Source organism: Aquisphaera insulae (assembly GCF_011064615.1).
Lineage (GTDB): Bacteria > Planctomycetota > Planctomycetia > Isosphaerales > Isosphaeraceae > Aquisphaera > Aquisphaera insulae.
In genome coordinates this window covers 58,439-76,240 of the sequence record NZ_JAALJH010000030.1, presented here as the reverse complement: position 1 = coordinate 76,240, position 17,802 = coordinate 58,439, and the positions used below count along the sequence as shown (strand labels likewise).

At 69.0% G+C, this 17,802-nt stretch carries 14 protein-coding genes; 4 read left to right on the top strand and 10 right to left on the bottom strand.

The window, feature by feature from the left end; all coding sequences use genetic code 11:
• Positions 1-36 precede the first annotated feature (36 nt).
• From G6O54_RS17270 to der, 5 genes are all read right to left on the bottom strand, one after another.
• Positions 37-336, bottom strand: coding sequence for a hypothetical protein (locus G6O54_RS17270; protein ID WP_165226906.1), 300 nt, complete (start codon positions 334-336; stop codon positions 37-39).
• Entirely contained in the window at positions 333-662 is a 330-nt protein-coding gene (locus tag G6O54_RS17265) for a DUF952 domain-containing protein (protein WP_165226905.1), read from the bottom strand. The genes G6O54_RS17270 and G6O54_RS17265 overlap by 4 nt, the downstream gene beginning before the upstream one ends.
• A gap of 46 nt (positions 663-708) precedes the next feature.
• A complete protein-coding gene (locus G6O54_RS17260; RefSeq protein ID WP_165226904.1) occupies positions 709-1,512 on the bottom strand; it encodes a class I SAM-dependent methyltransferase in 804 nt (267 codons plus the stop codon).
• A 259-nt stretch (positions 1,513-1,771) separates the two neighbouring features.
• Positions 1,772-2,698: a sugar phosphate isomerase/epimerase family protein gene (locus G6O54_RS17255; RefSeq protein ID WP_250846941.1), complete on the bottom strand. Its 927-nt coding sequence runs from the start codon at positions 2,696-2,698 to the stop codon at positions 1,772-1,774.
• Between the two features lie 10 nt (positions 2,699-2,708).
• A complete protein-coding gene (gene der, locus G6O54_RS17250; protein WP_165226903.1) occupies positions 2,709-4,208 on the bottom strand; it encodes a ribosome biogenesis GTPase Der in 1,500 nt (499 codons plus the stop codon).
• A 242-nt stretch (positions 4,209-4,450) separates the two neighbouring features.
• Between der and G6O54_RS17245 the strand changes: the two genes are divergently transcribed.
• Positions 4,451-4,972 (top strand): hypothetical protein, encoded by a 522-nt coding sequence (locus G6O54_RS17245; RefSeq protein WP_165226902.1) that lies wholly within the window; start codon positions 4,451-4,453, stop codon positions 4,970-4,972.
• A 45-nt stretch (positions 4,973-5,017) separates the two neighbouring features.
• Complete coding sequence (locus tag G6O54_RS17240) at positions 5,018-5,542, top strand: hypothetical protein (protein WP_165226901.1); 525 nt, start codon at positions 5,018-5,020, stop codon at positions 5,540-5,542.
• 18 nt (positions 5,543-5,560) lie between these two features.
• On the opposite strand, the gene G6O54_RS17235 is transcribed toward G6O54_RS17240, so the two are convergent.
• The 4 genes from G6O54_RS17235 to G6O54_RS17220 all read right to left on the bottom strand — a co-directional run bounded on the left by G6O54_RS17235 (position 5,561) and on the right by G6O54_RS17220 (position 10,985).
• Complete coding sequence (locus G6O54_RS17235; RefSeq protein ID WP_165226900.1) at positions 5,561-6,928, bottom strand: 1,4-alpha-glucan branching protein domain-containing protein; 1,368 nt, start codon at positions 6,926-6,928, stop codon at positions 5,561-5,563.
• 58 nt (positions 6,929-6,986) lie between these two features.
• A complete protein-coding gene (locus G6O54_RS17230) occupies positions 6,987-8,438 on the bottom strand; it encodes a DUF4912 domain-containing protein (RefSeq protein ID WP_165226899.1) in 1,452 nt (483 codons plus the stop codon).
• Between the two features lie 234 nt (positions 8,439-8,672).
• Positions 8,673-8,891, bottom strand: coding sequence for a hypothetical protein (locus G6O54_RS17225; protein WP_165226898.1), 219 nt, complete (start codon positions 8,889-8,891; stop codon positions 8,673-8,675).
• A 198-nt stretch (positions 8,892-9,089) separates the two neighbouring features.
• The gene (locus G6O54_RS17220; protein ID WP_165226897.1) at positions 9,090-10,985 is read right to left on the bottom strand and encodes a peptidylprolyl isomerase; all 1,896 of its coding nucleotides are present in this window, start codon (positions 10,983-10,985) and stop codon (positions 9,090-9,092) included.
• 250 nt (positions 10,986-11,235) lie between these two features.
• On the opposite strand from G6O54_RS17220, the gene topA reads away from it, so the two are divergent.
• Positions 11,236-13,899, top strand: coding sequence for a type I DNA topoisomerase (gene topA, locus G6O54_RS17215; protein ID WP_165226896.1), 2,664 nt, complete (start codon positions 11,236-11,238; stop codon positions 13,897-13,899).
• A gap of 185 nt (positions 13,900-14,084) precedes the next feature.
• Positions 14,085-15,827, top strand: coding sequence for a serine/threonine-protein kinase (locus tag G6O54_RS17210; RefSeq protein WP_165226895.1), 1,743 nt, complete (start codon positions 14,085-14,087; stop codon positions 15,825-15,827).
• A gap of 13 nt (positions 15,828-15,840) precedes the next feature.
• Here G6O54_RS17210 and G6O54_RS17205 read toward each other — a convergent pair whose 3' ends face one another.
• Complete coding sequence (locus G6O54_RS17205) at positions 15,841-17,784, bottom strand: tetratricopeptide repeat protein (protein ID WP_165226894.1); 1,944 nt, start codon at positions 17,782-17,784, stop codon at positions 15,841-15,843.
• Positions 17,785-17,802 lie beyond the last annotated feature (18 nt).

Here is a 17,802-nt window from a genome sequence, read left to right as displayed (position 1 = left end):
GGCTTCGGGATGCAAGGGAAGCGGATGCGTGGAGCCTCAGGGATCGGTCGCGGTCGTCGCCTTGGGACGGCCAGGCACAGCCGAGCGGAATTTGAGGATGATATGTATCAACAAGGCCAGGGGCCCGAAAACGGCCAGGCTCAGGATGGCCCAGACCATGTTGGCCTCGTCGGCGAGGTATTGCTCGCCGTCGCCGATCTCCGAAACCATCCGAGCGGCCGTGCGATACAACTCGCGTTCCGCGAAGAGCCAGGCGGCGAGGGCCGCGACGGCGACCATGAGCAATTGGAGGCGAAATCGAAGCCACGTCCGTGGCGGCCGCTCGCCCTCGATCATCGGTCGCACTCAACCGTCAGGACCTCGTCCAGCGGCCGAATCTCGGTCACGGCATCCACATTGATCGGGCCGTAGACGTGGGGGAAGAGCCTGCCGTTGGCGTGGGGGTTTTCCCAGATCACCGGCGAGGTCAGCCGATCCGTATCGACGTGCAGGACGACCAGGCCGGCCTGGTCCTTGTAGAACTTCTCGCGGACGAACGGCAACTGCTCGCGAGTCGCGGCGTGGATGAACCCCTCGCCGGCGAGGTCCTCGCTCCGGAACTCGCCATCGGCGCGAGCCTTTTCCCAGATGGCTCGCGACGTAATCCGCAATATCACTGCCATGACGATTCCCCCCGCCGTCGAGTCTACTCGATGTCGATCGCCATGCTCAGGCCGAACCGGGGGTGAGCGGAGCTTTCCGCCTGCGGAGGATCAACTGATTGGAGTTGTGGATCACCTCGAATTCCTTCTCGAAGCACTGGACGAACGGATCGATGGCCGCTTTCGGGAAGTCCTCGGCGGAATCGCAGGTCCCGTGGGCCATGCACCCGACCCACTGGTAGTCGTCGAAGATCAGGATGCCCCCCTCCTTCAGGAGTCGCGAGCAAAGGACGGCGTCTTCGAGGACGTCATCCTTGGCATGCGAGCCGTCGACGTAAATGATGTCGTAGGCGTTCAGCGGGAGCTTTCGCAGGGCCACCTGGGAGTAGTCCGCGATCGTCGTGACCTTCGGCGACAGGCCGGAGCTCTCGATGTTGGCGTGATACTTCGACTTGTAAGGTCCCAGGAACGGATCGATCCCCGTGAGTCGGGCCGTGGGGTGCGTCAGGACGTGTTCCAGCATCCAGACGGCGGATCGGCCCTCGTACAGGCCGACCTCCAGGTACTGAACGCCGGGTTTGCCCTGGAACGGGGCGAGCACTCGCTCCCAGACCGGGATGTGATAGGTGAACCAGTTGTCGCTGAACTGGTACTTGCCCTTGTAGGCCTCGGAATCCGGGACGGGTCTCTCCGCGGTCACGGCGTGCCCGGGAAGCGGGCTCTGGAAGACCGCCTTCAGGAGCTGGGACCTGACCTGCGAGGTCGATTCCATCAGCCGGTTCTTCCATTGCCAGGAAACCAATCCGAAGGCCGTCCCGAGGATCAGGACCATCGCCACGAGGTCCAGAACGCTGTACCGAGCCTTCAGCATCACGCTCGAAAACCGGCATGAAGAAGGCGCTGAGGCGGCTGGGTTGCGAGGTGTCGAGCTCAGAGTGGACATGATCGGACAATCCTCCTGTCGGTTCGACCAGGCCGGCACACGGACTATTCCAGCCTAGTTCATCTTTCCGCGGCCGGCCCGGATTCACAGGAGTTCGGTCCCATCGGTCATGCCAGTCGGTCGCCCTCCGAGGCCACCACGAGCTGACGGGCCAGATCGGTCAATGGTCGTCCTGGCCCCCCAGCGATCAGCCGATCAGTTCGCGAAGCCTCCGGATGTGACCCGGGATCGCGACGAGCGGATCCTCGTCGGCCTCGTGCTCGAGGACCACGTAGCCGGAATAGCGGGCCTCGCGGAGGATCGCGATGATCCGTGCGAGGTCGGCGGCCTCTCTCGCCGTCGCCTTGCCCCGGGCGGAGCGCTCGATCTCGGTCTTCACCTGGACATTGACGGCGTAGGGGGCGAGCTCGGCCATCGCGGCGTAGGGGTGCTCGACGTGGAAGTTGCCGGTGTCCAGGTTGACGCCGAAGCTCGGATGGTCCACGGCCTTGACCAGCCTGAGGATCTGGGCCGCCGTCCCGGTGATCCCGCCGTGGTTCTCGAGGGCGAGCATCACACCGCGGACGGCGGCGTATTCCAGCGACTCCCTGATCCCGGCGACGGCCCACTCCACGGCCTGATCCTCCGTAGATCCCTTCTCCACGTTGCCGGCGAAGATCCGGATCACGGGGGCGTTCAGCTCGGCCGCGCGGTCGATCCAGAGCCGGGTGTGGGCCAGCTCGCCGTCGCGCCTGGCGCCGGGCGGGAGGCAGAAATTGTTGCCGATGGCCGTGCCGGAGATGTCCAGCCCCAGGAGGAACGCGTGCCGCCGGAGGCGGCGGAGGTACACGCCGTCGACATCCTTCGGGAAGTAGTAGGCGGTCGGCTCGATCGCGTCCAGGCCCATGTCCGCGGCCAGGTCCGCGTATCCGAACAGGTCCAGCTTCGGCGGATTCGCCGTGAGGAGCTTCCGGTAGGAATAGGCGGCGATGCTCAGCTTGAGGTGGCTGGCCCGGGTCCGGCCGATCGGCGGGATGGCCCGCGCGACCGTCGCGAGACCCGGCCCCCCGACGGCCGCGGCCACCGCGGCGAGTGCCCCCCGTTTCATCAACGTCCTGCGGCCCAGATCTGCCATCGGTTCCCCCTCATCCATCGAGATCGGAAAGGAGCTCATTCACCTCGTGGTCGAGGAACCGCACGCTCTCGTCCCCGGCGGTGCTCACGTCGTGCGGATCCATGATGTCCAGGTCAGCCTCGTCGTGCGATCCGCCGTCCTGCCTGGGCTTGGCCCCGGGCTCCGATTGCTTGCGGGCGCGGAGGTAGAGCTTGATCGGGATGTCGTGGAACGGGAGCTTCTCGCGGAAGATGTTCAGCAGGTAGCGCTGGTAGGTCGGCTCGAAGAGGCGCGGGCTGTTGACGAACAGGACGATGGTCGGCGGCGCCGTGCCGACCTGTGTGGCGTAGTAGATCCGCGGCGAGCGGTTCTCTCGGACCGCGGGCGGGTGGGCGGCCACGGCCTCGCGGAGGACCCGGTTGAGGGTGCCGGTGCTCACCCGCCGGTTGGCCTGCTTGAAGAGCGACTGGGCGAGGTTGAGCACCGCCTTCACGTTCTTCCCGGTCTGGGCGGTGATGAACGCCAGCGGCATGTAGCTCATGTTGCGATAGGCGTGCTGGACCACGTGGGCGAACCGGGCCATCTTCGTCTGCGACGGGTCCTCGCGGTCGGCGAGCATCAGGTCCCACTTGTTGACCGTGAAGATGCAGGGCTTGTATTCCTTGGCGATGTAGTCGGCGAGCTGCTTGTCCAGCCGCGTGATGCCCTGGGTGGGGTCCAGGAACATCAGCACGACGTCGGCGCGGCGGATCGAACGCTCGGCGCGGTGGATCGAGTAGAAGTCCAGGCTCTCCCGGATCTTCGCCTTCCGCTTCACGCCCGCGGTGTCGATGGCCAGGAACGGCAGGCCGTCGAGCTCGAAATGCACGTCCACCGAGTCGCGGGTCGTGCCGGGCCGCTCCGAGACGATCATCCGCTCCGCATTGGCGAGGGTGTTGATGAACGTGGACTTGCCGACGTTCGGCCGGCCCACGGCCGCGATCTTCATGACCGCGTCGGCGGGCTTGAGCGCGTCGAAGGTGTCCGGCAGCATCTTCTCGATGAGCTTGAGCAGCTCCTTGCGATTGCGATTCTGCTGGGTCGAGACCGGGATCGGCTTGCCGCGGCCAAGCTTGTAGAACTCGCCCCCGCGCTGGTCAATCTCCGGGTAGTCGGCCTTGTTCATGACCAGGATCACGGGGGTCTTCAGGTAGCGGAGCCGCTGGGCGACCTCCTCGTCCAGGGGCATCAGGTCCTCGCGGATGTCGACCACGAAGAGGATCACGTCCGCCTCGCCCATGGCGGTGTCAATCTGGCGGTCGACGTCCTCGTGCAGGTCATCCCGATCCACCATGCCGACGCCACCGGTGTCGATGAGCTCGAAGAACTTCGGCTCCGGCTCCTCGCCGAGCTGGACGAGGGCGCCGACCCGATCTCGGGTCACCCCGGCGACGTCGTCGACGATGGAGATCCGCCGACCGGCCAGCCAGTTCAAAAGCGACGACTTGCCGACGTTCGGCCGGCCAACGATCACGACCTTGGGGAGCGCCATGGACTTGACACCATGAGAAGGATCACGGGGAGGGGGGCCGACGAGATGGCTCTGTCGGTCCGGGCGGCGTGCAAGCGATCCGGCGCCGGCATACCCCCAGGACCGGCCCCCCGGCCTCAATGCCGAGCGGCCCCGGTCGGTCGCCTTGTCCTTTGCGAGAATACTCCGATTATACTTCAGGGGGCCCGATCGCGGCAATTCGTGGCGATCGAGAGGCCGCCGCGTAAGACGAGAGTCGCTGCATGCAAGTGATCGAGACCGGCCGCGACATCACCGTCCTGGATGGCCTGGCCCTGGTCATGGGATCGTCGATCGCCTGCGTCCACGTCCTCCGGATCATGCGCGGGGGGCTGTCCCCGGCGGGCTGGGTGATGGCCTGCCTGATGCTCGCCTACGTGAGCCTGACGGCCGCCGGCCCGTTCGTCTTCCTGGGCAGGCGGTTCTCACGCAGGCTGCCGGGCTATCCTCGGATCGGCGACGTCCTGTGGGGGATCCTCGGCCTTCCCTGGGTCGCCTCGGCCATGCTCCAGGCGGCCATGTCCGGCGGGGATCCGAGGCAGGATCCGCTCTTCTTCTCGACGCTGACGCTGGGCCTGGCCGTCTCGTGCACCGTGGCGCTGATCATCATCTGGGGGAAGTGGGTCATCGTCCCCCCCCAGCAGGCCGAGGCGATGGAAGCCGGCCCCTGGACCAGTCGCGTGGGCCTGATCCTGGCGATCGCCTGGCCGATCCAGTGCGGGCTCGGCATGGCCGCGCTGAATTGAGGGACCACGCGCGAGCCGGGCGGGAGTCCGGGAGAGAACCGTCCCATGAACGAGGTCCAATCCCCACGACATGACCCGCCCCGGCTCCAGCTCCTCGACCTGGCCGCGATCGTCGTGGGCTACGGGCTGGCCGCGGTCCTCTTCCGGGCCTTCGCGCCGCGCGGCCGCGTCTCGCCGCACGTGGTGGCGTTCGCGTCGGGATTCTACCTCTGGCTGGGCGTGGCCATGAGCGGCCCGTTCGTCCTCGCCAGGCGACGCGACCCCGGGCTCAATCCGACCACGCCCCGAAGGACCTGGGCGGAGAACGCCTGGCTGGCCATCGGCGTCTACTGGATCGTCCTGGGTGCCGTCGTCATCCCGGGCCGCCTCGACGCATTCCGCTTCGGCGACACGATCCTCTTCGGCGTGGTGCCGGTGATGGCCTCGCTGGGCTTCTGGGCCTTCGGGACGCGGCGGGCCGGCGGGCCGGCGACGGCCGCCGCGTGGACCCACCGGACGGCGCTCGCGCTCATGGCGACCTGGCCGTTCGCCTGGTTCTGCCTCATCGTGGTGGGGCAGGCGATCCTGTAGCGATCAGCTCGCCGAGGCTCACGCGCGTGCCCCCGCCAGCAGGTCCGGGTCGATCGACGGCAGGAACGCCGGCCCCGAATCGAGCCGGTCTAGCAGGCCGCGGTCGGGGCGTCCGGCCATCAGGAGGCCGGCGAGATGATGGAAGATGTCGAGGTGGTCGGCGGCTCGCCGCAACCCAACTTCGGGGGTCACTCCCAGCCCCGGCGGCATCGACCAGTCCAGTTGCTGGGCCCTCAGCAGGGCCCTCGCCATGTGCCCCAGGGCCCTGCGACCGAGCGGGCCGAGGTCCCGCCGATGTTCGACCGCGTGGGCGAGCAGCTCGGCGGCGACCCGGCAACGGTCGTGGAGGTCGGAATCCCCGGGGCGGACGGCCAGCATCCCCCCGCCGCTGGCGCCGGGCCGACCGAGCACGCCGTCGGGATGGCCGTCCAGGAAACGCCCGAGCGCCACCGCGCCGGCCTCCTTCTCCCCCGCGAGCCGTTCGAGGACACGGCCGAGCCAGGCGCCCGCCGGCCAGTCGCGTCCGAGGTCGTGCGCCGAGAGGGCCGCGACCGAGATCGGCGCGACGGCCCCATCCGCCGCGGGAAGGCCCCGGAGCGCGACCGAGATCCAGTTCGCGACGAAGTGCTCCGCCTGCTCCTCCGCGGCCCTGGCGGCCGTGGCGACGTCCTGGTATCGAGGATCGCGCCGGTAGCCGGAGGCGACGTCCTTCACGGCCTCGACGGCGGCACTATTCACGCCGAAGGCGGCGACCCCGGGCGGGGTGACGAGCGGGCCGGAAAGCCGGCCCGGGGGCAGCACCGTCCCGCGAAGCAGGGAATCCCCGCCCACCCCGAAGTACCGGGCGCCCGACTCGCCGACGTACGACTCCAGGCCGGGCAGATACGCGAGGAACGGGAGCCAGATCCCGGCCGCCGCCCTGCCGAACCTCCGGGCATGGTCGGCGACGGCCAGGCGGACCTGGGCCCTCGCCGTCACGGGATCGCCGGCCACGCTCGGCAGCCAGGCATAGGTGGAGGTCATCGGGATCACCTCGACGGCCGAGGTCGCCCCGAGATCGCGGAGGAGCGCGAGCGCATCCCCGTCCCAGCCGTCGATCAGCGACCGCACGGGCCCTCGCGAAGGCCGCGGGTCGGGCCCCTGGTCGCGGCGGTGGAGCTCCACCGCAACCGCGTTCCGGGAGGACGGATCCGCGGCGAGCGCCGTCCAGCTCGGGCTGACCGCGATCGTGATCGAGGCGCCGGCCGCGCGGTCGGCGAAGTCGCGGACCGCCCTCAGCAACGGCCAGTAGCCGTCGATCGCGGCGATGGCCCAGTCCCGGCCGGCTGTCTCCGTCGGACCGGGCAGCGGGTGGTGTAGCTCGAGGAGTAGTGCCAGGCGGAGCATGGAGGATGCCGAGGTTGGAGGTTGGCCAGGGTCCGGGACATCCGGAGGAGGTCCGGGATCAGGGCGGATCGCGGCGGGGCATGACCCGGAAACGCCGGCCGGGCAGCGACGGGGCAAGTCCCTCGCGGGGCAGGTGGCAGAGCTTCGAATGGACGAGGGGATGGAAATGGCCCGAGGGCGTCTTCAAGCCCAGGCAGCTCGCCAGCGACCGCCCGTCGCTGCGGACGGAGATCACCCGATGGTCCTCGCCATGGCCGAGCTCAACATCCCACGCGTCGTGGGCGTTGCGGCCGTCGAAGTCGATGTCGGTGACGTCGTACAGCCGGATCGCCGCGACCGCGCGGATCGCCTCCGGCCCGACCCATTCGAGCGCGACCTCCCAGTCTCCCTTGCGGAGCGACCACGACGCGAGGACCTCATGCGGCGAGATCGCGGTCAGGGCCAGTCGCGATCGCAGCTCGGGGAAGGCCAGGCCATTTCCCCGGCCAGAGCCCCTCCGCGCCCGGCCGGAGGTCCCGCGCATCCGGGCATCGAGATAGATCTCCATCCAACGCGCGGCCCTGGCCGCCGGCTCCAGGTCCCGGACGGAGATCCGGCGGCCCACTTCGACATCGCGACCGGAACGCCCGTCGCTCAGGGCCGCATGCAGGGCCCGGACCAGCTCCCCGCGATCGCCGCCGAGCAGGCCGACCGTCGGCCGGCCGGCCATCCAGGCGAGCCTGGCCACCGGCGATTCGGCCGGACTCCGCGAGTCCACGCCGACCACGGCCGCCGCGCTGAGCGCCCGGTCCCATGCCTCCCTGGAACCGCCCGCGGGGGCGGCGAGGAGGCCCGAACGATCGAGCCTGTGCCTCAGCTCCTCCGCCTTGGGCCCGATCCCGAAGAGCACGACCCGAACCGCGGGGACCGTCTCCCGCAGCCCGTCGAGGGCGGCCGCGACCACACGCGGGGCGATCCGCGACCGTCGAGCCAGGGACACGAAGACGCTTGGCGGCGAGGATTCCGGGGCGTCCGCTGCGTCCGCGGTCTCGCAACGGAGCACAACCCGGACGGGGATCTCAGCGGGAATCCGCTCCCGGAGGCATTCCGCGACCCAGGGATGGTCGCAGATCCAGCCCCGCGGCGAGGACCTGAGGCCGACGCCCGATTCGTCCTCGAGGCCGGCGTCCGCGGCATCCAGCGAGGCGAGGAAGACCGACCCCGGCTTCCGGCTGCTCAGCTCCGCGGCCGCATCCCGTGAGCGACGATCCAGGGCGTGGACCACGTCGAACTCGAACCCGGTCCCGGAGGTACTGGCCTCGCGGACCGTCGCGACGCCGAAATCTCGCGCCTCGTTCCGCTCGGATTCCCCGATCCGATGCGGGCAGCGCAGGAGCGTCCAGCCGTCGCGGAGCTCGTGCGTCGGCATGCCGGGGAACCAACGGGTGAATCCGACCACCTCCGCGCCGAGCCCGGCCAGCGCGGCGATCAGCGAATCGTCCAGGTCCCAGCCGACAAGCGCCACTCTCATGCAGCCAGCCTCGGGATAGGCTTCATCTCGGCGGGTTCCCCATCGCGCCGCTCCTCGCATCCCCCGACTATAGCACGATCCCGGCGGCGAGCGTTGCCCCGCGACCCTGAGGCGCAGGCAATATCCGCCGATGGAACCGGATAGGGCGATGGTAGGGAATGGATCGACGGAAGGGGACAAACGGAGGACGCCGCGACGCGGATCCGCCGGCGGGGTCGGGATGGCCGGGCGGGCTCAGGCGGCGTTGGCGGCGATCGGCACCCTCATGGTCATGCCGAGCAGCAGGAACCGCAGGGCCTCGCACTCCTCGGCCGTGATCCGGCCGGCGGTGCCCAGATCCTCCACGTCCTGGAGGACGAGCTCGATGGTCTGCTCGATGCCGGGATAGTAGGCGTGGCGAGCGATGCGTTCGACCGAGGCGACGAGACGCTCGAAGTAGGATTGCGAGTCCATCGCGATACCTCATCCTTGAGAGGAAAGGTCATCTCATCCTTGAAAGGGCTATGCTATACAGTTCGGACGGGATGTCAAGCCGCCGCAGAAAAAGGCCCGTGAGGCCCGAACCGGCGCACGACGCGGGCTCGACGTTGCGTCTTCGCCACACGCAACGTCGAGCCCGAGAGATCTCCCGCGAACGGAAAGGACGTCGGGTCAGCTCCGCGCGTCTTCCTTCTTCTGCTCGTCGGGGGGAATCCAGTCCGACTTGAGGCCGGCCTTCTCTCGGAGCGCGTTCATCCAGCGCTCATCCTGGGACCTTGCCGCCTCCACGTAGGCCGTCTGGCGGTAGCGGAAGAGGTCGCCGTTGGGAGCATAGAGGGCGCTGAACTTGGCCGGATCCTGGCGTTCCAGGCCGATCGCATAGTAGACGGTCTTGGGCTCGTTGGGGGCGACCACGACGGTCCCGGGCCGGAGCCCGAAGTAGGCATCGCGGAAGGCATTCCCGGCGTACGGCACCTCGCGGATCTCGGTGTCGACGGGCCTGGGGTCGAGGAAGGAGTTGGGCAGGAGGTTGCCCTGGGAGCGCGTGACCGGCGGGACCGTGACCACGCGGAAGTCCTCCACCTTGGGCTCCTTGATCACGCCGTTGGCCGCGGTCAGCTTCCTGGCGATCTCCTCGGCGGCCTTCTCCGCCAGCGGTCGGGCCTTCTCCGTCTTCCACGCCCGCACGACCTCGTCGCGGACCTGGTCCAGGGGCGGGATGTGCGGCGCCTCGTCCTTCACCTTGCGGACCAGATAATGGACGTCGAGGAGGTCGGTCAGCTCGATCGGCTCATAAAGGCCGGCCTTGGGATCGAAGAGCTCCTCGGTGAACTTGTGGCCGCCGTTGAGGAACTTCTGGCCGACCTCGGACATGGAGACCTGGCCGAGCTGCTCCGCGGCCTCCCTGGTGAGCAGCCCCGTCTTCTCGTAGGAGAGGCCCTCGCGGGTGGCGACGGGCTTGAGGTCCTCGGGCGTCGGGAGCGGCCTGGTCGCGGCCCCGCCCCCTTGCTTCTTCGCCTCCTCCAGGTCGTCGAGCGCCCCGAGATACTTGTCGGCGAAGGGGCCGAGGACGTCTCCCTTGAGGCGATCGAACTTCTCCTGGATCTCCGCCTGGGCGCGTTCATTGGCGAGCGTGGGGGCCAGGATCTGGCGGACCGAGGCGAACGGCTGGAGCAGCGGAGGGGTCAGCTCCGGCCGGCCCGCGAAGAGGTCGGACGGGAACTCGGAGGGGACGGGGTACTCCGATTTGTGGTTCTCGTAATAGGTGCGAAGGTCCGCCTCCGTGACCTTGGCCTGGAGGTCGCGGGCCAGGGCCTTGGCGTCGATGGAGAGGATCTCCGCCTGGACCTGGCGGGGAACCTTGAATCCGGGCGTCTCGCGGGCCGGGTCGGGGAGCACGTCCTTGTACTTGTCGTAGAGCGATTGCACCTCCGCGGCGGAGGGCTCGCCCACCTTCCCCAGGAAGGACTCCACCGGGACCTCGACCAGCTTGGCCGCGACCCGCTCATTCTGGTCCCGATAGGCCCGGAAGACGTCGTACGGGGTCACGATCGGCGAGCCGAGGAGATCCCTCACCTTGCTGATCCGGACCTGATTGGCGATGTCCGACAGGAGGTGCTCCTCGCTCACCTCGTTGCTGAACCGGGCATAGAGCGAGTTGAACAGCTCGTTCGTCATCCGGCCGCGGCCGCGCTGGGCGAACTGGCTGAGCCATTCCCGACCCATCTCGGGCGTGGCCGGGATCCCCAGCCGGTCGGCCTCCTGCTCCAGGATCATGGCATCCACCAGGTCCCGCTGCTTGAGCGAGCCGAAGACCTCCGCGCTCCGGGCGTAGGGCATCATCCCGGCGACGAACAGGTTGGCCCGGCTCCGCTGGCGGGCAAGCTCGTTGAGCTGGCTCTGGTAGACCGCCTTGCCGTGGAGCTCCACGATCTTCTGGTCCCGCCCGGCCGCATTGGAATTGAGGAGGCGGGGCACGCTGTCGGAGAGCACGAACGCGCCCATGGCCAGGATGGCGAAGGTCGCGAGCAGCACGCGCTGATGGCGGCGGAATACGGCGAACGGCATGGGGTCCCTCAGTGCTGGCGATGGGCTTCCGGGGGCTCTTTCCTGACCGCCCCCCCTTGACAGACCCCCGATACCCTAGCTATGTCGCTTATGGGGTTGGTTGCGGGGTCCCGAACACGACCGACCAACCTTCATCGTATCAGGAATCTCCCCCAGGGCAACCTCAAACAACCCGCTGCGCCGCGTTCGAGAAGGTCCCGACGGATCGACCCAAGCGTGGGAGAGGGAAGAGGATAGGCAGGAAGACAACGTGGCTAGAAAGTCCCCAGGAGCCTCCCCCGACGGCAACGGCAGCGCCCCGAAGTCCGCCACCCGGAAGCGTGCGACCAAGGCGACCGCGGCCAAGACCGCGACCAAGGCCGTCAAGGCGAAGTCGGCCCCGGCCGAGTCCGCCCCGCCCGCCTCGGGGGGCGGCCGGGCGCTGGTGATCGTGGAGAGCCCGAAGAAGGCCAAGTCGATCAACAAGTTCCTCGGCTCGAAGTACGTGGTCAAGGCAAGCATGGGGCATGTCCGCGACCTCCCCAAGCGGAAGCTCGGCCTGGACGTCGCCGACGGCTATGCCCCCTCCTACGAGGTCGTCCCGGCCAAGAAGGAGACGGTCAGCGACCTCAAGAAGGAGGCCGCCCGGGCCGGAATCGTCTACCTGGCCACCGACCCCGACCGCGAGGGAGAGGCGATCGCCTGGCACCTCCAGCAGGCGCTCGAGCTCCCCGACGAGCGGGTCCGCCGCGTCACCTTCCACGAGATCACCGAGCGAGCCGTCAAGGACGCCTTCGGCCACGTCGGGCCGATCAACGTCAACATGGTCAACGCCCAGCAGGCGCGGCGGTTCCTCGACCGGTTCGTCGGCTACCAGCTCAGCCCCCTGCTCTGGAGCAAGGTCGCTCGCAACCTCAGCGCCGGCCGGGTCCAGTCGGTGGCCGTCCGGCTGATCGCCGACCGAGAGAAGGAGATCCGGGCGTTCGTCAGCGAGGAGTACTGGAAGATCACGGCCACGGTCAGCCCCGAGCGGGCGGCGGCCGAGGCCGACCGCTTCGAGGCCGGGCTCGTCGAGTACGACGGGGCCAAGTTCGCCGCCAATAATGAGGCCGACGCCCACCGGATCCGCGACGTCCTGGCGTCGGAGCGATACGTCGTCTCGAAGGTGGACGAGGCCGACAAGCCCGACCGTGCCGATGCTCCGTTCAAGACGAGCACCCTCCAGCAGCAGGCCGCCATCCGCCTCCGCTACTCCGGCAAGCGGACCATGAAGATCGCCCAGGAGCTCTACGAGGGCATCGACGTCGACGGCTCCGGGCCGGTGGGCCTGATCACCTACATGCGTACCGACAGCCTGAGCGTCTCTCAGGAGGCCCTCGAGGCGGTCCGCGGCCTGATCCAGGAGAAGTTCGGCGACAAGTACCTGCCCGCCAAGCCGGCCCGCTACGCCGCCGGCAAGAACGCGCAGGAGGCCCACGAGGCCATCCGGCCGACGGAGCTGAAGTTCACCCCGGAGCAGGTCAAGGGTCGCCTGAGCAATGACCAGTTCCGCCTCTATCAACTGATCTACTGGCGGTTCGTCGCCAGCCAGATGACGCCGGCCGTCTTCACCGTGACCGACGTCGCCGTCACCGCCGGCCCCGGCCTCTTCAAGACCCAGGGCAAGGTCCTCAAGTTCGACGGCTACAAGAAGGTCTGGCCGCCGGGGGGCAAGATCGAGGATGCCCTGCTGCCGCCCCTGAAGGTGGGCCAGCCGCTCGACCTCCACGACCTCGCGCCGACGCAGCACTTCACCCAGCCCCCGCCGCGATACAGCGAGGCGACCCTGATCAAGGCGCTCGAGAAGGAGAACATCGGCCGGCCCAGCACCTATGCCCCGATCATCCAGACGATCCAGGACCGGATGTACGTGGAGCAGAAGGAGCGGCGGTTCTTCGCCACCGACCTCGGGATGGTGGTGACCGACCTCCTGGTCAAGCACTTCCCCAAGATCCTCGACCTCAAGTTCACGGCCCACATGGAGGACGAGCTCGACGACATCGCCACCGCCAAGGAAGAGCTGGTGAAGGTGCTCGACGAGTTCTACTACCCGTTCCAGGACGCCCTCAAGGCGGCCGAGACCCAGATGGAGCGGGTGCAGATCCCGACCGACGAGGTCTGCCACGTCTGCGGCGCGCCGATGGTCCTGAAGTTCGGCCGCACCGGCCAGTTCCTCGGCTGCTCCAAGTATCCCGAATGCAAGGCCACGCGGCCGCTCGGTGGCCAACCCAAGGCGGAGGCCGTCGCCAGCGGGCACGACTGCCCGAAGTGCGGCAAGCCGCTCCTGATCCGGGAGAACAAGCGGGGGGAGAAGTTCCTCTCGTGCTCCGGCTACCCCGACTGCAAGGAGTCGTTCAACATCGACGAGAACGGCAACCCGGTGCCGTCGCGGGTCGAGACCGAGCACGTCTGCGAGAAGTGCGGCAAGCCCATGGCCCTCCGCCAGGGGCGCCGCGGGCCGTTCCTCGGCTGCACCGGCTACCCCAAGTGCCGCAACGTCAAGGACGTCGACGCCGAGGGGAAGCCCGTCCAGGAGATCGACCTGGGAGTCAACTGCGAGAAGTGCGGCAAGCCCATGAAGGTCCGGCAGGGGCGCCGCGGGCCGTTCCTCGGCTGCACCGGCTACCCCAAGTGCCGCGGCACCGCCCCCATCCCGGACGACAAGAAGGACCTGGTCGCCTCGATCGCCCCCGCGCCGGCCGCGGCGGCCGCCGCCGGCCCCGACCTGAAGTCCATCGTCGTGGACGAGACCTGCGACGACTGCGGCGGCCCGATGACGGTCCGACGCGGCCGACGCGGCTATTTCCTCGGCTGCTCCAAGTATCCCAAGTGCAAGGGGACCAAGGAGCCATCGGAGGCCACCCTCGAGAAGATCACCAGCGTCATGGGCGCCTGAGCGATCGACCGCCGAAGCTCTCCCTCATCAACCTCGCCGCGGCGGGCCGACTCCGGCCCGCCGCGGCGGCGTCATTTCCGGCGGGGGTGACGGGGCCTTGGCGTGCTCGCCCGCTTCTGATCTCATGGTCCCCGAGGGAAGAGTCATGGCCGCCGGGCGCGGATCACGACGGAGGCGGGGAATTCATGGACACGCCGACGCCCGCGGATCGAAGCCGGATCGAGGCGCTGGTCGACCTGTTCGAATCGACCTGGCGGGAGGGCGAGAGGCCCCGGCTGGAGCTCTTCCTCGGCCAGGTTCCGCATGGGCCGGGCCGGGACGCGCTACTCCGGGACCTCCTGGAGATCGAGCTGCGCCATCGGCGTGCCGTCGGCGAGTCGCCCTCCGCGGAGGACTACGCGTCGCGGATCCCCGAGTCCGCCACCACCATCGCCGCGACGTTCGAACGCCCGAGGCCCGATCCCGCCCCCCTCCCCGACCGCGGGACGGCGACGACGACGGCGTCGGCGAGCGACCCGTTCCCGGAGCTTCCCGAGTACGACATCCTCGAGATCGTCGGCGAAGGGGCGATGGGCGTCGTCTACAGCGCCCGCCACCGGACGCTCGGCCGCCCCGCGGCCATCAAGGTCATCCTGCCGGGCCGGAGCGGGGACCGCTTCCGCCGCGAGGCCACCCTGATCGCCGCGATTCGCTCGCCGCACGTCGTCGGCGTCCACGACTTCCGGGCGCTCGGCGACGGCCGGCTCGCCCTGATCATGGAGCTGGTCGAGGGCGATGACCTGCGGGCCGTCATGGAGGCCGGGAACGGTCCGATCGAGGAGCGGCAGGCCGTCGCCTGGATGGCCGACGTCTGCGAGGGGATGATGGCCGCGGCCGAGAAGGGGATCATCCACCGCGACCTGAAGCCGCAGAACATCCTCATCGACGGCAGGCGTCGGGCCCTGGTCGCCGACTTCGGCCTGGCCCGGGGGGCGCCCGGGCTCCCCGAGATGACCGGCACGGACATCATCATGGGGACGCCCCAGTACATGGCCCCCGAGCAGGCGGAGGATCCCCGCGGCGTCGACACGCGGGCCGATATCTACAGCTTCGGCGCCACGTTCTACCACGTCCTGACGGGATCGCCCCCCTTCGTCGGAGGGTCCCCGTTCTCGATCCTCTGCAAGCACAAATCCGAGCCCCTGGAATCACCCCGGTCGCGGAACCCGAGGATCTCGGAGCGCACCTGCGCCATCCTGGAGCGTTGCCTGGCCAAGTCGCCCGGCGATCGCTTCCCCTCGTTCGCCGAGCTTCGGCGGCAGCTCGCCCCCGCATCCGGGCCGTTCTCGCCCTGGGACATGACCGAGGATCCGGAGATCCTCGCCTTCCTCGAGCGGTATCGAGCCCGCCGCGACGCCTACCTGGCGCCGCAATCCGAGCTGCCCCCCGAGGGCGAGGCCCATGACTTCCCCGGCGGCCGCAGGATCGTGATCCTGAGGGGGGACATCACGACCCAGGCCGTCGACGCGATCGTCAGCTCGGACACGCACCAGCTCACGGCCGACTACGGCGTCTCCCTGGCGATCAGCCGCGCCGCCGGCAAGACGGTGGCGGACGAGGCCGCCCGCTACGGGCCGATCCGGCCGGGCCGGGCCGTGGTCACCTCCGCCGGCAGGCTCCCGGCCCGTTACATCTTCCACGGCGTGACCGTGGGGATCACCCGCGAGGGGGTCATCTTCCCCAGCCGCGACCTCATCGCCGAGATCGTGGCGAGCTGCGCCTATCACGCCGATTCGCTCCATGTGACCTCGATCGCCTTCCCGCTCCTCGGAACGGGTGCCATGGGCTTCTCCCGCGAGATCTGCCTGGACACCATGTTCCAGTCCCTGGCGCGGACGCTCCTTCGGGGACTCGGTCCGCTCCGCGAGGCCCGGATCGTGATCTACTGACGATCCGGCCCGGTCACCGCTTCTCACGGGCCTCGATCGCCCTCGAGAGCGGGTCGCGCGGCGCGTCGAGATTCTGGAGGGCCGCGCGGGCCACGTCGAAGAAGATCGATTTCGACGGGCCGTTGTCTCGGACCCAGCGGAGATGTTCGATGCCCCCCTTGCGATCGCCCCGGCGGAGCAGCTCGAGGCCGATCACGGCGTGAGCCTCGGCCTCCTGCGTCGCCCCCCTGGCCTTCTCGAGGAGCGCCGCAAGGGTCAGGTCATGGCGGAGGTAGAGGAGGACCGGCAGCGGCCAGAGCCCCGGGGGCGAATTGGCGATCGACTCGTCCAGGAGCCGGCGGCCTTCCTCCTCGTGTCCCGCCCGCCGCGCGGAGAGCACGCCCAGGAGCGCCATGTACGCCGAGAATCGATCGTCCCAGCCGCGGAGCTTGAGGTACGCCCGGGCGTCGGCCTCCGCGTCCGGCTCCTCGGCGCAGAACCGCGACCAGCCCCGGGCGACATACGCCTCGGCACGACCCGGGTCGAGCTCGATCGTCCGGTCGAATTCGGTGATCGCCCCCTTCCAGTTCTCGCGAGCCCGCAGGGCGTGGCCTCGTTCGAGCGCCGCCGAGACCTCGCCGGCCCCCGGGCGGTCCAGGGTCACCCGTTTCTGATCGAGCATGGCCAGGCTCTGACGGCTCATCGTCTCGAGCAGCCGCGCCGATCCTCCCAGGCTCGCCATCAGGTTCGGATCGGCCCGCTCGGACTCGCCGTAGTCCGCGGCCGCCTGCTCCCGGAAGCCCAGCTTCGCGTAGACATTGCCGCGGTTCATGCGGACGATCGCATTCCGTGGGGCGAGTCGAACGGCCTCGCTCAGCTCCTCCATCGATCGGTCGTAGCTGCCGACCATGAACAGGGCCAGGCCCATGTTCGTGTGCGACTTCGGGTCCTTCGGGTCCAGGTCGATCGACTTCTCCAGATCCGCGATCGCCTGCTCGTAATGCCCGAGGTTGCTGTGGGCCGCGCCGCGGTTGAGGTAGGCCGCGGCGTTGCGCGGATCACGCGCGATCGCCCGATCCAGGACGGCGAGCGCCTGGTCGTTGCGGCCCGTCCTGACCAGCATCCCGCCGCGGTCCTTGAGCGCCGCGGAATCATTCGGCCTGGCACGGAGGGCGGAATCGAAATCGGCCATGGCCCGATCGTTCTTGCCCAGCCGGGCGAGCAGCCCCCCGCGCAGGCTGTAGGCGGGCGTGTAGCCCGGTCCGACCGCGATCGCGTGCTCGTAGTCGGCGAGGGCCTCATCGGTCCGGCCCAGCTTCTCCAGGACGACGCCTCGGCCGGCGAACGCTCGGGGAGAATTCGGCCCGAGGCGGACGGCCTCGCTGTAGTCGGCCAGGGCCGCGTCAAGCTCGTTCAAGGACTGATGAGCGTCACCCCTGCCCATGTACAGATTGGGATCGCTCGGGAAGATCTTGACGGCGCGGTCGTACTCGTCGACCGCCTCCAGGTTGCGTCCGGTCCGATGATAGACCTGGGCGAGCCCGCCGTGGGCCGAGGCCAGGTCGGGGCCGACGGGCCGGAAGAAGGGATCCCACGACCAGAAGACGATCGCCCGCTCGAAGCAGACCTGGGCATCCTGGTATCGCCCGGCCATCACCAGGGCGATGCCGAGATTGGTCTGGGCGCTCGCATTGAGCGGACTGAACCGCGCGACGAATTCGAAGTCGGGGATGGCACGCGCCGGCTGCTCGAGGCGGAGGTAGCAATTCCCCCGCTTGATCCGGGCCTGAACGTCCCGGTGATGCGCCTCGAGGACCCGATCGAGGAGCGGAACCGCCTCCGCGAACCGGCCGGCGTCATAGAGCCGGAAGGCCGCGTCGCGATCGTCATTGACCGACCCCGCCCGCCCAGGCGGCACGCCGGTCGCGATCAGCAGGATCATCAGCGCGTGCACGCCCCGGATGCGCGGCAGCCGCATGGCCCGTCCTTGAGCAAG

Coding starts and splice junctions, on each gene's coding strand:
- G6O54_RS17270 (WP_165226906.1), bottom strand. CDS start 336: ATGATCGAGGGCGAGCGGCCGCCACGGACGTGGCTTCGATTTCGCCTC.
- G6O54_RS17265 (WP_165226905.1), bottom strand. CDS start 662: ATGGCAGTGATATTGCGGATTACGTCGCGAGCCATCTGGGAAAAGGCT.
- G6O54_RS17260 (WP_165226904.1), bottom strand. CDS start 1,512: ATGCTGAAGGCTCGGTACAGCGTTCTGGACCTCGTGGCGATGGTCCTG.
- G6O54_RS17255 (WP_250846941.1), bottom strand. CDS start 2,698: ATGGCAGATCTGGGCCGCAGGACGTTGATGAAACGGGGGGCACTCGCC.
- der (WP_165226903.1), bottom strand. CDS start 4,208: ATGGCGCTCCCCAAGGTCGTGATCGTTGGCCGGCCGAACGTCGGCAAG.
- G6O54_RS17245 (WP_165226902.1), top strand. CDS start 4,451: ATGCAAGTGATCGAGACCGGCCGCGACATCACCGTCCTGGATGGCCTG.
- G6O54_RS17240 (WP_165226901.1), top strand. CDS start 5,018: ATGAACGAGGTCCAATCCCCACGACATGACCCGCCCCGGCTCCAGCTC.
- G6O54_RS17235 (WP_165226900.1), bottom strand. CDS start 6,928: ATGCTCCGCCTGGCACTACTCCTCGAGCTACACCACCCGCTGCCCGGT.
- G6O54_RS17230 (WP_165226899.1), bottom strand. CDS start 8,438: ATGAGAGTGGCGCTTGTCGGCTGGGACCTGGACGATTCGCTGATCGCC.
- G6O54_RS17225 (WP_165226898.1), bottom strand. CDS start 8,891: ATGGACTCGCAATCCTACTTCGAGCGTCTCGTCGCCTCGGTCGAACGC.
- G6O54_RS17220 (WP_165226897.1), bottom strand. CDS start 10,985: ATGCCGTTCGCCGTATTCCGCCGCCATCAGCGCGTGCTGCTCGCGACC.
- G6O54_RS17210 (WP_165226895.1), top strand. CDS start 14,085: ATGGACACGCCGACGCCCGCGGATCGAAGCCGGATCGAGGCGCTGGTC.
- G6O54_RS17205 (WP_165226894.1), bottom strand. CDS start 17,784: ATGCGGCTGCCGCGCATCCGGGGCGTGCACGCGCTGATGATCCTGCTG.